Raw genomic sequence first — 13427 nt, 5'->3', positions numbered from 1 at the left:
CTAATTGCCGGTAAATCGCTGAAAAAAACTATTCAAAATCAGAATTCAGTTCTAATTTTTTCTCTTTGGTATTGCTAATCCTAGGGTTTTTTTCAATTTAGATTGAAATTAATTTGCTCATGGCCAATCCGGGAAAATAGACTCTTTGAAATGACTTTCATCAACCTCGTTTCCTTATTTCTCTTATTCTATCTCAAAAGGAGCTTTGGGACGGAGCTTGAGGATAAACTCAAAAAATACCTGAATTATGGAATGATCCTGGCAGGGGTATTGGCTGTGATAACGAATACAGGAATTCCACCTGTGTACCTTTATCAGTTTTTTAGCTTTCTGCTGGTCGGAGTGATCATTTACCTGATCGTAAATACTCCTGCCTTTGAAGAGCATAAAAATCTGGCCATCACTCCACTCCCGATTATTGCTGTTTCGCTATTCCGGTTTTTGGTCAAATTGTATGATGAGGAACTCTATGAATCTATAGATACTTACATCGATGCAGCCGGGGTATTTGCTTTCATTTGGGCGGTGACCATGTGGGTCAATCACCGGAAAGAAATCAAAGAAAAAAAGCTTGAAAAGCTGATTGCCAAGGAGAAAGAAAGACAGTTTCATATCGCTCAGGAAAAGAAAAATGAACTCGAGCGACTCGTCCAGGAGCGAACTTCTGAAATCACCAAACAAAAAGAAGAATTGCAGGAAGCTTTGGATAGTTTACGGGCTACTCAGGAGCAACTCATCCAGCAGGAAAAGTTAGCTTCTTTGGGTCAGTTGACAGCGGGAATTGCACACGAGATCAAAAACCCATTGAACTTTATCAACAATTTCTCAGAATTGAGTCAGGACTTTCTTGATGAAATTGATGAAGAACTTCAAAAAATACCGCATTCTTCCGAAGTGGAAAACATCATGGATTTGCTTGGAGATGTAAAATCAAATTTGGGTAAAATCCGCCACCACGGATCTAGGGCTGATGGCATTGTCAAATCGATGCTGATGCATTCCCGGGGAGGTACAGGGAGCAAAGACCCGACAGACCTCAATGCTTTGGTCAAAGAATACTCCAATCTGGCATTTCACGGAATGCGTGCCAATCCCAACCCGATCAATGTGGATATCCAGTTGGAGTTGGAGGAACCTTTGGACAAGGTCGAACTCAATTCAGAAGATTTCAGTCGGGTGATTTTGAACCTGGTTAAAAATGCTTTTGATGCCATGAGAGAAAAAATCGCCGCAGAAAATGGGGATTATAAGGCTAAGGTGACCATAAGAACCAAAGATTGCGGAGAAAATGTATTGATTGAGGTAGAAGACAATGGGCCCGGAGTTCCGGATGAGATCAAAGACAAGCTTCTGATGCCCTTTTTTACAACCAAAAAAGGAACAGAGGGGACCGGCTTGGGGCTGAGTATCACCCATGATATCATCAAATCCCATGAGGGTACTCTTACCATCGATTCAAAGGTGGGCGAGTTCACAAGGTTCAGCATAATGATTCCCAAAAAGAAATCTTGAATTTTTGTACCATGAAAATCTTAATTGTAGACGATGAGCGGGACGTGGAAGAGCTTTTCCGCCAAAAACTCAGAAAGGAAATCAGGAGCGGACAACTAGAATTGGTTTTTGCTTTTTCAGGTCAAGAAGCCTTGGATATTCTGGGCAGTGAAAATCCTCCTCAAGTGGTGTATGTCTTTTCAGACATCAATATGCCGGGTATGAGCGGGCTGGAAATGTTGGCTATCATCAAGGAAAAATTTCCCCATATCCACGTCAGTATGGTCTCTGCCTATGGAGATAGCGAAAACTACAACAAAGCGATTAATTCTGGAGCCAAGGGATTTTTCACCAAACCGGTAGATTTTGAATCCATTAAAAAGGAAATTGAGGCGCTGAAAAATACCTGATCAGATTCTTTTTCCGGAGCAGGCCAAAGCGAATAAGCTTGATCCGCCGAAGGTCCAACTCTTATTAAGCAAAAAGGCAAAAACCGAAATTTGGTATTTGCGATGCAAATAAAATGCTGTAGGAATGGAATATAAAGTTAAATTAGAGATTCGGAAATAGCCCGGGTTTGAACCTACATGAAGTTGAATTTCAAATCCATATCTGTTTATCGACCCAAAACCAACAAATCACGGAATAAATGCAATTCTGGGAATTCAAATAGCTGATCTTCCCTTTATTTGAGAAGTGATTGAGGCTGTGCATGATTTATTTGTAAAAATCGATTGAAATCTGGTAGGAAACATAAACTTTTTAGCCAATGAAAATTTTGATTGTAGATGATGAGCAGGATGTAGAAATCATGTTTCTTCAAAAATTTAGAAGAGAGATAAAGAGCAAACTTTTGGAGGTGGAATTCGCTTTTTCCGGTCAGCAAGCGCTGGATCTTCTCAGCCAATCTGACTCTATGGATGTGGTCTATGTTTTTTCCGATATCAACATGCCGGGAATGAGCGGCCTGGAGCTTTTGGAAAATATCAAATCCAAATTTCCTCAAATCCAGGTAAGTATGATTTCGGCCTACGGAGACCGCGAAAATTACAACAAAGCCATCAAATCAGGCGCCAAAGGATTTTTTACCAAACCTGTGGATTTTGATTCCTTAAAAAACGAAATCGCAGAATTGCTCACCAATAAATAACATGGCAAAAATACTGGTCGTCGACGACGAGGAAGATTTGGAAATGCTGTTCAGGCAAAAATACCGGCAGAAAATCAGATCCGGAGAATACGAAATGTTATTTGCCTTGAACGGTCAATTGGCCTTGGATACGCTTAGAGACAACCCGGATGTAGACATCATCCTGAGCGACATCAATATGCCGGTGATGGACGGACTCACCCTGCTTTCCAATACCAAAGAAAAAAACCCCCTGACCAAAACCATCATTATCTCCGCATATGGGGATATGGAAAATATCCGAAAGGCGATGAATCTCGGTGCTTTTGATTTTGTGACCAAACCGGTAGACTTTCAGGATTTGGAGATCACCATGGAAAAGACCTTGGGATATATCAATCAGGTAAAAGGCACTCTACAGGCCATGCGCGAAAACAACATCCTGAAAATGTATGTGGACGAGACGGTGCTCAACTTCATGGGAGGAAAGGAAATCGAGGCGGCTTTGATGGAAAATGTCACCATCGAAGCCACTGTCGCGTTCATCGATTTGGTTGGCTTTACCAAAATCTCCGAAACAGAGGATCCAAACACTGTGGTCGGTCTGCTCAATGAATACTTTGATCTGATGGTCAAGGAGATCATTGAGGAAAAGGGAAGCGTGGACAAGTTTATCGGAGATGCTGTCATGGCAGTATTCCAAGGACCTGGTCATACCGAAAGGGCAATCCGGGCTTGTCTGGCTATTCGGGAAAAAATGAATGCAATTCCAGAGTATTCTGAACAAACTCATTTCAAACCCCAGGTTTCCATCGGTATCAATTCGGGAGAAATGGTCTCCGGGAATATTGGATCCAAATCACTTAAACGACTGGATTATACAGTAATCGGAGACGCAGTCAATGTTGCCTCAAGGCTTCAAAATGCAGCAAGCCCCAGTCAAATTCTGATTTTGGATCGCTGCGCAGAAAAATTCTCCGGACAGTTTAACATGAATGCTGTGGGAGAGCTGAGCCTGAAAAACAAAGCCCATCCTGTCCGGGTATTTGAGATCATCGCCTGACCAACGCTTTTATTGGAACTAATTTCCCACAAAAACCTTCCTGATTCCGATATTGCAGAGAATTGCCTTTTCGAACCAAGGCTGAGTCTGTCTTTATACGATTGGGTGATTTCTGTGCCATTGGTTGAAATTGTCCGTTAACGATCTATTTTTCACCGCCTTGGGAAATTCTTTTTAAAAAAGAATTCTTCATGGTAGATTCATCGCCCAAACCCAAATCAGAATGAAAAAACTAACCCAACCGGCGCTTTTGTTGGCCTTGGGAGTGACAGTCAGTGCTGCGGCAATCATGCCGAAGACCACCGATTATCTTTTCCTCAATGCCCCAGAGCCAAAAACTTATGCCTTGGATAGTGCCAAAAAAGACTCACTGGACTATCCCAAATTCAAAGACCTACCCCTAAAACCTGAACGAGAGGTCAAATTCACCACGAAAGAAGGAACCTGGATGAGTGTGGACGTAAGTCCGGATGGCAAAACCATCGCCTTTGACCTAATGGGGGATATCTATACCATCCCAATCGAAGGAGGAAAAGCCACACCGATCACCACAGGAATTGCCTATGAGACCCATCCCCGATTTTCTCCAGATGGGAAAAAAATCCTCTTTACCTCAGACCGTGCCGGAAATGACAACCTCTGGTACATCGATATGGAGAAAAAGGATACGGTACAGGTGACCAAAGACAAAAACGGTGACGTTCCCGGAGCTCATTGGACACCGGATGGAGACTATATCGTCGTTTCCAAAGGTCGAAGAATTTCCAAACTTTGGATGTATCACGTCGATGGTGGAGGAGGAATTCAGCTCAATGAGAATCCGGCTACCATGAAGACCATCGATCCATTTGTCAGTCCCGATGGCAAAAAGGTTTATTTCTCCTGGAGAAGTGGGTCGTGGAATTACAACGCCACCTTGCCTCAGTACCAAATCGGAACCTACGATTTTGATAAGGGAAAAATCACCAGCATCACTTCCCGATACGGTTCGGCTTTCACCCCTACCCTGAGCAAAGACGGAAATTGGATGGTGTATGGCTCTCGATGGCAGGAAAAGACCGGCTTGGTCATCCGCAACATGCAAACCGGAGATGAAAAATGGCTTGCCTATCCCGTGCAGCGTGATGAGCAGGAATCCATCGCTCCACAAGGCGTACTTCCTGCCATGGCATTCACGCCTGATAGCAAGTTTGTGATCGCATCCTATGGCGGTAAACTCTGGAAACTCCCCGTGGACGGAAGTGCAGCAACCGAAATCCCCTTCGAAGCCGATGTTAAGCTGGCCATGGGACCTCGCTTGTATTTCAACTATGCCATCAAAGACACCACCCATAAACTCGCCACTCAAATCCGGGATGCCGTTCCTTCTCCTGATGGAAAGAAGCTGGCCTTTACTGCTTTGAACCGCCTGTATGTGATGGACTATCCAAACGGTGCTCCTAAGCGGGTTACCAAAAATGAATATACTGAGGCTATGCCAACCTGGAGCCCGGATGGGACACAGCTGGCATTTGTCACCTGGGAAGAAAAAAATGGAGGTAGTTTATACAAAGCTTCTTTGGCTGGAAACGGCTCCATTACCAAAATTTCATCCGAAAATGCCTTGTACTCCAGTCCTTCCTGGGGACCAAAAAATCGGATCGTCGTATTCAAAGCTCCTAATCGAGTCCAAGTAGAGGCTGAGGGACCGTTTGTAAACGGCTCGGAGGCAGAGATGATCTGGATTCCAGCCTCAGGAGGACCTTCGAGAAAAATCATGGATGCCGGAAACTATGGCAATGCACACTTTACCCAAGACACGAGCAGAATATTTCTCAATGGTCCCGGCGGCACACTTTTGAGTGTAAAATGGGATGGAACGGATGAAAAACAATTGGCAAAAATCACTGGCATTACTCCATTTGGGTCAGTGGCAAGTGATGGAGAAGATCATTCCGGACATGACCATGGCCCTGCAGATGTGAAATACATCATGGGAAGACCTTATTCTAATGCCGATGCAGTCAACTATTGCATGCTTCCTGCAAGTGCCAGCGCCAGAGAGCCACAGATGATGCCTGCAAGCGCCAGTACGATCTTAATGGCTCCAGTTGGAAACAAAGCTTTGGCCCAAGTCAACAATAACGTCTATGTAGTCACGATTCCTACAGCTGGAAAAGTTCCTACTATCAATGTCTCAGAACCCAGTGCAAGCAATTTCCCATCCCGACAACTGACGGAGATTGGTGGGGAATGGCCGGCTTGGGAAGCCAATGGAAAGAAAGTCCATTGGTCACTTGGAAACGGACATTGGATCTATGACATCGAGCGGGCAGAGTTTGTGGAAGATTCCGTGAAATCGGCTAAAAAAGCCAAAACTTTGGCAGATGCAGACAGTGTTACGACGCTAAAAGCAAAAGGAGAAGCTGCTGTTAAATTGGCTGATTCCTTGGCAAAAGCAGATAAAAAACGAATCGACTCACTGTTCAAAGCAGACAAAACTTTAGCAAAAGCAGATAGTCTCCACAAAGCAAAACAGAAGGAAAAAGAAACCTACAAGCCGGCTGAGCATCAGGTGAAAGTCTATTTTGCGAAGGACACACCTAAAGGAAGCATCCTCTTGAAAAATGCCCGTATCGTGACCATGAATGGTTCTGAAGTCATTGAAAACGGAGACATCCTGATTGAGAATAACCGAATCAAGGCCGTCGGTAAAACAGGAACTTTTGACGCTGGATCTGCGAAAGTCGTCGATGTCTCGGGCAAAACCATTACTCCTGGCTTCATCGACACCCATGCCCACATGTGGCCAACTTGGGGCTTGCACAAAAACTCCGTTTGGATCTATGCAGCTAATTTGGCCTATGGGGTCACGACCACTCGGGATCCACAGACTGCCACTACTGACGTGTTGACTTATGGTGACATGGTAGAGGCAGGGATGGTTCCCGGACCACGGGTGTATTCTACCGGACCGGGTGTGGGCTATTGGATGTATAATCTGAAATCCTTGGATCAAACCAAAAACATCCTTAAGCAGTACAGCAAGTACTTCAATACCCAATACATCAAGATGTACCTGGTCGGAAATCGACAGCACCGTCAGTGGGTGATCATGGCTGCCAAAGAGCAGCAATTGATGCCTACTACGGAAGGTGGATTGGATTACAAGCTCAACATGACCCAACTGTTTGACGGCTATCCTGGACACGAGCACTCCATTCCGGTATTCCCGTTGTACAGTGATGTGACCAAAACCATTGCTGATAGCAAAATGGCATACACTCCAACTTTGTTGGTATCGTATGGAGGTCCGTGGGCAGAAAACTACTACTACACCACCGAAAGCCCACTACACGATCCGAAGCTTAACCGCTTTACGCCATATAATGAGCTCAATGAAAAAGCCAGAAGAAGAGTAGGTGGATTGGGAGGATGGTTTGCACCTGAAGATCATGTATTCCAAAAGCATGCTCAAGGAGTGAACTCGATTGTCAAGCAAGGTGGATTGGCTGGAGTAGGTTCACATGGACAGCTTCAGGGATTGGGCTACCATTGGGAACTTTGGTCTGTAGCCAGTGGCGACATGAGTACAATGGATGCGCTTCGAGTAGCTACCATTTTGGGAGCCGAATCACTTGGCCTGGATAAGGAACTCGGAAGTATCGAAGCCGGAAAACTGGCCGACTTAGTGATCATGGATAAAAATCCTTTGGAAAACATCCGAAACACCAATACCATCACCCATGTCGTGAAGGATGGCCGGGTTTACGATGGAAATACACTGGATGAAATCCTGCCAACTCCCCGCAAACTTGACGTAAGTCAGTGGACGAAAGAAGCTCCAAAAGTGACCACTTCGGTGAAGGAATAACTTTAAAAGCCAGGCCCACAAAGCCTGGTTTTTTTTATCCTTTTATTTTTCCAATCTCATCTTTGAGAATGGGAAGATCTTTTATATTGATTTTCCAGAGGGTAGTAGGCTCTATTGCATCGTAGGCATGCGCAAGAATATTTCTCAATCCGATTATATCCCTGGTAGATGATATTTGAATGTGGGATCAAAATGAAGCATCTTCCTCACAGCTTCGCCTATTATTTCCAAATTCCTTTCTACAGTCCTGACTGCTAAAAAATTATTACAGAATTTGCTGTAATCCTTTGAGCTGATTTCAATCACCTCCTCTATCTCTGAGATTATTGATTCAATATCCAAAATCAACTTGAGTAGCTCCCTAGGCGGCATAAAGCTCAACTTTGGTTTGGCCCAATTCTTTTTTAAAAATCGGATTTTTGATTACCCTATAGGAAACCAAATCTATTTTTTTCTGAAAGAGCTTTTCCAAATCATTCAACAAATTCAAAAATGACTCTCCGTGTGTAAGAGGGTCAAGTTCTTCTGAGAGCAAAACAGCAAAGTCCAAATCACTATTTTCCGTAAAATCCGCCCTCAGAGCTGATCCAAAAACAAAGAGTTTTTCAACAAAATGCTTTTCACAAATTGCCTTTAACTTTTCCATTTTATCCTCAAACAAGCTGATCATAAGCTAAAAGTACAATTTTTGATTTACTTTCTGGACACCTTTTGGTAGGGAAGAATTAAATCTGTTTTCAATTCAACCACCAAATCGCAGCATTTAAGGCTGTCGCAAAAGACACCCAAAGCAGGTAAGGAACCATCAATCCTGAAGCCCAAGTACTGACTTTTTTGAACTGAATGATACAGATTAATATCATCGCCCAAAGCGGGATAATTACCACCAAACCCAACAAGGGACTTTGGGCACCAAAAAAAGCAGGAGACCACAGGGCATTTAGGGCCAGTTGGACAAAATAAGGTGTCAAAAGCTGCTTTTTCTGTGGATGCTCACTTTTCCAGATCAGGAAACAAGCGATACCCATTAACACATATAACGTAGTCCACATCGGGCCAAAAATCCAATTGGGAGGATTCCAAACGGGTCTGTTGATCGTCAAGTACCAATCTCTCACTGAGGAAAAGGTGAATAGTGCCCCAAGACCTCCTACTGCTTGAGGAAGTGCAAGACTCAGGATAAGTTTGAGTGTTTTGGACATTAGATGGTCTCCAAAAGTGTTCTGAAAGCGACGGCCTTATCCCGGTACCGTTCCTGGGTTTTAGCTCTCAACATTCCGGCATGTTTTTTTTCATACTCCATCATCTGCTCAATGCTTTCGGTGAAGTATTGAATGCAGTAATTAACCGAACCATCTTCTGATTCATGAAGCAAGCGGTAAAATTTATGATCCTGAAATATTCCCGTTTCCAGCACTTCCGGGATATGTACGCTTTTCATCCAGGTAATGAAATCTTGTTCTATGTCAGGTGTGACGTTTATTGTGATATTGTAGAGGATCATAATCAGTGATTTGGCTTTTATTTACTTTTTTTGCTAACAAATATTTTCTGACAAAGTTAGGAATCCCATACAGAATCCCTTGTTTGCCCACTCATTATGCACAAATACGTCCCATCCCGAGGAGAGCGTAAAGTTTCCAGAGAGCTGATCGGAAAAATTATCATTGTCGTACTCCATGTAGTCGGCGTGATAGGATTAAGTCTGCCTGAGTATCAAAACCTTTTCTTGCTGCTAACTCCCGCCCATTTACTTGCTACCATGGTGGTGATGCTGTTCTATCATCGGGGCTGGAACGATGCCTTTCCGATTTTTGCTGCTGCTGCATTTTGGATCGGGTTTTTATCTGAGATTATCGGCATACACACCGGATATCTTTACGGAGATTACGTCTATGGTCCTACTTTGGGGCCCAAGCTTTGGGACGTGCCATTGGTGATTGGAGTCAATTGGTTTATCTTGAGCTATCTGACCGGTTCGGTTTTTCATAAAATACCCAACGACTGGTATGCTGCTCTTTTGGGTGCTACCGCGATGACAGCCATCGATTACATCATTGAGCCTGTGGCGGTTTCATTGGATTTTTGGGCTTGGAAGTGGGATACTATTCCGGTTAGCAATTACCTGGGCTGGTTTGGAGTTTCTTTTTTGGTTCACCTCATTTGGAGAAAAGCCAATTTTGAAAAATCTAATCCCATCGCAGCCTTTCTGTTGGTGATTTGGATTCTGTTTTTTACCGTTTTAAACTTTACTTTGAAAGTCTAAGCATCGAAAAAAAGTATTCTAACCGCAATTGAAATTCAATTTCTAACAAAACCCCTTCAATTGAGTTACTGTGTTAATGATTAAGGCAATAGGATTTATAGCATTGGGCTTTGCATGCATGGAATTTTCAGGCTGGTTTATCCATAAGTACCTGATGCATGGTCCTCTTTGGATAATCCATAAAACACATCATCAGCCTTCAAAGTCGTTTTTTGAGTGGAATGACGTGTTTTCCTTGATCTTTGGAAGTGTGGCAGTGATTTTGATCCTGTTGGGAATAGACACCCTTGATTATAGATTTTGGATGGGAGTAGGGATTAGTCTTTATGGGCTGCTTTACTTTATCCTCCATGATGTGATGGTGCATCGGCGACTTAAATGGTTTGACCGTCCCAAAAACACCTTTCTTAAAGGGATATTCAAAGCTCATCAAGCCCATCACAAAACCAATTTAAAGGATGATGCTGTATCCTTTGGCTTATTTGTAGTACCCAAAGAATTCTTTAAAAACGAAGAAAAGTGAGCACTTATTCGATCAAAGACTTGGAACAGTTGTCTGGGATTAAAGCCCATACACTCCGCATTTGGGAGCAGCGCTACAGCCTTCTTAGCCCCAAGCGGACAGATACCAACATCCGTTTTTACGACGATGATGATCTCAAGCTGATTCTTAATGTTGCCTTGCTGAATGACAACGGGTTCAAAATCAGCAAAATCGCATCCATGGAATCCAATGAAATCCGGGAGGAAGTGATGAAGCTCACTGAGCGTTCCCTAACCCATGACGACCAAATCCATGCACTCACCATCTGCATGATTGAAATGGATGAGGATCGTTTCGATAAAATATTGAGCACCAATATTCTCAAGTTGGGTTTTGAACAAACCATGCTCAATATTATCTATCCCTTCATGTCCAAAATCGGGGTGCTTTGGCAGACCGGTGCAATCAATCCGGCACAGGAGCATTTTATATCCAACCTGGTCCGCCAAAAGCTCATCGTGGCCATTGACGGACAAATCACGCAAGGGGGAGGAAAAAAATTTCTACTGTTCCTTCCTGAAGGAGAACTCCACGAAATTTCCCTTTTGTTTGCCAGCTATCTGATCAAGTCCAAAGGACATAAAGTAATTTACTTGGGGCAAAGTACTCCAAACGATGATTTGCTCTCCGTTTACAAACTCCATCAACCTGATTTTCTCCTGACTGTAATCACGACCTCCCCTTCTTCGGAATATGTGCAGGAATATGTAAATGCACTCTCAGAGCGATTTTCTTCTTCCGAGATTTTAGTCACAGGCTATCAGGTGATTGGGCAGGATTTGGTCTTCCCTAAGAATGTTCGGCAAATGAATTATATCCGGGACATCAAGGAGCTCCTGGAAGAAATTGAGCAGGTACCTCAAGAGAAATAGTTAAACAAAAATCAGATTAATTTAAACAGAGGCGCTTTTCAAAAAAGCGCCTTTTTTAATGCTTAAATGGCTAATTATCTAAAAAATTGACCATTTATCATTTTTTGTTTAATCTTTTTTAAAATTAATTCTACAAAATGTTTGCATTTTGTTTAAAGATGTCTAGATTTGATTAAACAAAACAACGCAGCCATGACAACTCTAGAATTTAGCTACTCTCTCCAAAAGCTTTCGAGTTCATTGAAGCCTTTTGCAATGAAACTTACCCGTGATGTTGACGATGCCAATGATCTGCTTCAGGATACTATGGTAAAAGCATTTACCAACAGAGATAAATTTACAGAGGGCACCAACCTGAAGGCATGGTTGTATACTATTATGAAAAACACCTTTATCACCAACTATCAACGAATGGTGAGAAGGGGTACTTTTGTTGACACAACAGACAATCTTCACTACATCAATTCCAGTGATGCCCTGATAGAAAACGGGGTTTTTGGAAGCTTTACCATGGACGATATCCAAGTTGCCATTGATAAGTTGGATGATGTATATAAAACTCCGTTTATGATGCATTTCAGAGGATTTAAATACCATGAAATTGCAGATAAGCTCCAAATCCCGATAGGAACTGTAAAAAATAGAATCCATATTGCCCGTAAGCTTCTCAAAGAGGACTTGATGGTCTATAAGCACAAAAATTAATTCTATGTCAAAAAAGCACGTGGTGGTGATCGGGTCTGGTTTTGCCGGACTTTCGGCAGCCACACACCTGGCAATCAATCCCAATTGTTCAGTCACCCTTCTTGAGAAAAACGATACCCCCGGTGGTAGAGCTAGAAAGTTCGAACATCAGGGGTTTGTTTTTGATATGGGGCCCAGTTGGTATTGGATGCCCGATGTCTTTGAAGATTATTTTGCACATTTTGGTAAAAAACCGGCTGATTACTACGATTTGATCCGGCTTGATCCATCCTATGCGGTGATTTATGGAGCAAACGATACGCTGGATATTCCGGCAGATTTGGATCAATTCAAAGCCATGCTTGACCGGATTGAGCCCGGGGCAGGAGCTAATTTGGATAAGTTTTTAACCCAAGCAAAGTATAAATATGAAGTGGGTATCCACGATTTGGTCAATAAACCGAGTCGATCTCTATTGGAATTTGCCTCGCCAAAATTAGTAGTGGATATGGTGCGGATGGATATTTTCCAGTCCATGTCCAAGCATGTCAGGAAGTTTTTCAGTCATGATAAAATCATTCGACTGATGGAGTTTCCGGTACTTTTTCTGGGGGAGACTGCTGAAAATATCCCGGCCTTGTATAGTCTCATGAATTATGCGGATATCGCATTGGGGACATGGTATCCCAAAAAAGGGATGCATGAAATCATCAAAGGGATGGTCAGCCTTGCGGAAGAAAAGGGGGTAAAAATTCGCTATTCGGCTGAAGTGGAAGAGATCGAAATTGTCCAGGGCCAGGCTAGGAACATCCGTTTGAAATCCGGTGAAAAAATCGATGCAGATATAGTGGTAGCCGGGGCAGACTATCACCACGTGGACAAGCATCTCCTCAACCCCAAATACAGCAACTATACCGAAGCGTATTGGGACAAACGGGTAATGGCACCTTCCAGCTTATTGTTTTATTTAGGAATCAATAAGCGGCTTAAAAATCTGAGGCATCACAACCTGTTTTTTGATGAACCTCTAGGTCCTCATGCTGACGCGATTTATAAAAATCCAAGATGGCCTGAAAAGCCTCTTTTTTATGCTTCGGTCCCTTCAATCACGGATCCCACAGTAGCTCCGGAAGGCATGGAAAATTTGTTCTTGTTGATTCCTCTGGCTCCCGATTTAAAAGATTCGGAAGAAATGAGAGAAAAATATTTTCACCTAATTATGGATCGTTTGGAGAAAATTTCCGGGCAGGAAATCCGTTCTCACGTGATTTTTAAGCGCTCATATGCGCACAGTGATTTCAAATCCGATTACCATGCCTTCAAAGGAAATGCCTATGGACTGGCGAATACGCTCCTCCAAACCGCAATTTTAAAGCCTGGACTGAAAAACAAAAAAGTCAGCAACCTGTATTATACCGGTCAGCTTACCGTTCCTGGGCCGGGTGTTCCCCCTTCGCTGATTTCAGGCCATGTGGTGGCCAAAGAAGTGATGAAAGAAAACAATTTGTAGACAAAAAGGTATATT

15 protein-coding genes are annotated in these 13427 nt (G+C 43.1%); 10 read left to right on the top strand and 5 right to left on the bottom strand.

From position 1 onward, the window contains the following. Positions 1–150: 150 nt before the first annotated feature. The 5 genes from CLV31_RS03985 to CLV31_RS03965 all read left to right on the top strand — a co-directional run bounded on the left by CLV31_RS03985 (position 151) and on the right by CLV31_RS03965 (position 7536). Positions 151–1512: a sensor histidine kinase gene (locus tag CLV31_RS03985; RefSeq protein WP_111391568.1), complete on the top strand. Its 1362-nt coding sequence runs from the start codon at positions 151–153 to the stop codon at positions 1510–1512. 11 nt (positions 1513–1523) lie between these two features. After that, positions 1524–1901, top strand: a complete 378-nt coding sequence (locus tag CLV31_RS03980; protein WP_111391567.1) for a response regulator — start codon at positions 1524–1526, stop codon at positions 1899–1901. A gap of 359 nt (positions 1902–2260) precedes the next feature. Then, positions 2261–2641, top strand: coding sequence for a response regulator (locus tag CLV31_RS03975; RefSeq protein WP_111391566.1), 381 nt, complete (start codon positions 2261–2263; stop codon positions 2639–2641). Between the two features lies 1 nt (position 2642). Further along, a complete protein-coding gene (locus CLV31_RS03970) occupies positions 2643–3683 on the top strand; it encodes an adenylate/guanylate cyclase domain-containing protein (RefSeq protein ID WP_111391565.1) in 1041 nt (346 codons plus the stop codon). Positions 3684–3906: 223 nt separating this feature from the next. Next, positions 3907–7536, top strand: a complete 3630-nt coding sequence (locus CLV31_RS03965; RefSeq protein ID WP_111391564.1) for an amidohydrolase family protein — start codon at positions 3907–3909, stop codon at positions 7534–7536. Between the two features lie 34 nt (positions 7537–7570). Here the strand turns inward: CLV31_RS03965 and CLV31_RS22020 are convergent, their stop codons facing one another. From CLV31_RS22020 to CLV31_RS03945, 5 genes are all read right to left on the bottom strand, one after another. Continuing rightward, the gene (locus CLV31_RS22020; protein WP_245943316.1) at positions 7571–7684 is read right to left on the bottom strand and encodes a HepT-like ribonuclease domain-containing protein; all 114 of its coding nucleotides are present in this window, start codon (positions 7682–7684) and stop codon (positions 7571–7573) included. A gap of 5 nt (positions 7685–7689) precedes the next feature. After that, positions 7690–7908 carry a ribonuclease HepT family protein gene (locus CLV31_RS22015; RefSeq protein WP_245943315.1) on the bottom strand — a complete coding sequence of 73 codons (219 nt, stop codon included), beginning with the start codon at positions 7906–7908 and terminating at the stop codon, positions 7690–7692. Continuing rightward, positions 7898–8206: a nucleotidyltransferase family protein gene (locus CLV31_RS03955; protein WP_111391563.1), complete on the bottom strand. Its 309-nt coding sequence runs from the start codon at positions 8204–8206 to the stop codon at positions 7898–7900. The genes CLV31_RS22015 and CLV31_RS03955 overlap by 11 nt, the downstream gene beginning before the upstream one ends. Positions 8207–8273: 67 nt before the next feature. Further along, positions 8274–8738 carry a TspO/MBR family protein gene (locus CLV31_RS03950; protein WP_111391562.1) on the bottom strand — a complete coding sequence of 155 codons (465 nt, stop codon included), beginning with the start codon at positions 8736–8738 and terminating at the stop codon, positions 8274–8276. Further along, complete coding sequence (locus CLV31_RS03945) at positions 8738–9040, bottom strand: DUF4286 family protein (RefSeq protein WP_111391561.1); 303 nt, start codon at positions 9038–9040, stop codon at positions 8738–8740. The genes CLV31_RS03950 and CLV31_RS03945 overlap by 1 nt, the downstream gene beginning before the upstream one ends. Positions 9041–9136: 96 nt before the next feature. Here CLV31_RS03945 and CLV31_RS03940 point away from each other — a divergent pair, with 96 nt between their 5' ends. The 5 genes from CLV31_RS03940 (at position 9137) to CLV31_RS03920 (ending at position 13412) form a co-directional block, all read left to right on the top strand. Continuing rightward, positions 9137–9802, top strand: coding sequence for a carotenoid biosynthesis protein (locus CLV31_RS03940; RefSeq protein WP_111391560.1), 666 nt, complete (start codon positions 9137–9139; stop codon positions 9800–9802). A gap of 76 nt (positions 9803–9878) precedes the next feature. Continuing rightward, on the top strand, positions 9879–10325 hold the full coding sequence (locus tag CLV31_RS03935; protein ID WP_111391559.1) for a sterol desaturase family protein: 447 nt from the start codon (positions 9879–9881) through the stop codon (positions 10323–10325). Next, on the top strand, positions 10322–11218 hold the full coding sequence (locus tag CLV31_RS03930; protein ID WP_111391558.1) for a MerR family transcriptional regulator: 897 nt from the start codon (positions 10322–10324) through the stop codon (positions 11216–11218). Before CLV31_RS03935 ends, CLV31_RS03930 begins: the two co-directional genes overlap by 4 nt. 192 nt (positions 11219–11410) lie before the next feature. Next, positions 11411–11923 carry an RNA polymerase sigma factor gene (locus tag CLV31_RS03925; protein ID WP_111391557.1) on the top strand — a complete coding sequence of 171 codons (513 nt, stop codon included), beginning with the start codon at positions 11411–11413 and terminating at the stop codon, positions 11921–11923. Between the two features lie 4 nt (positions 11924–11927). Then, positions 11928–13412: a phytoene desaturase family protein gene (locus CLV31_RS03920; protein ID WP_111391556.1), complete on the top strand. Its 1485-nt coding sequence runs from the start codon at positions 11928–11930 to the stop codon at positions 13410–13412. The last annotated feature ends 15 nt before the right edge of the window (positions 13413–13427 follow it).

Origin of the sequence: Algoriphagus aquaeductus (genome assembly GCF_003253485.1) — a bacterium.
Classification (GTDB): domain Bacteria; phylum Bacteroidota; class Bacteroidia; order Cytophagales; family Cyclobacteriaceae; genus Algoriphagus; species Algoriphagus aquaeductus.
This window is presented reverse-complemented; position numbering and strand designations above follow the sequence as displayed.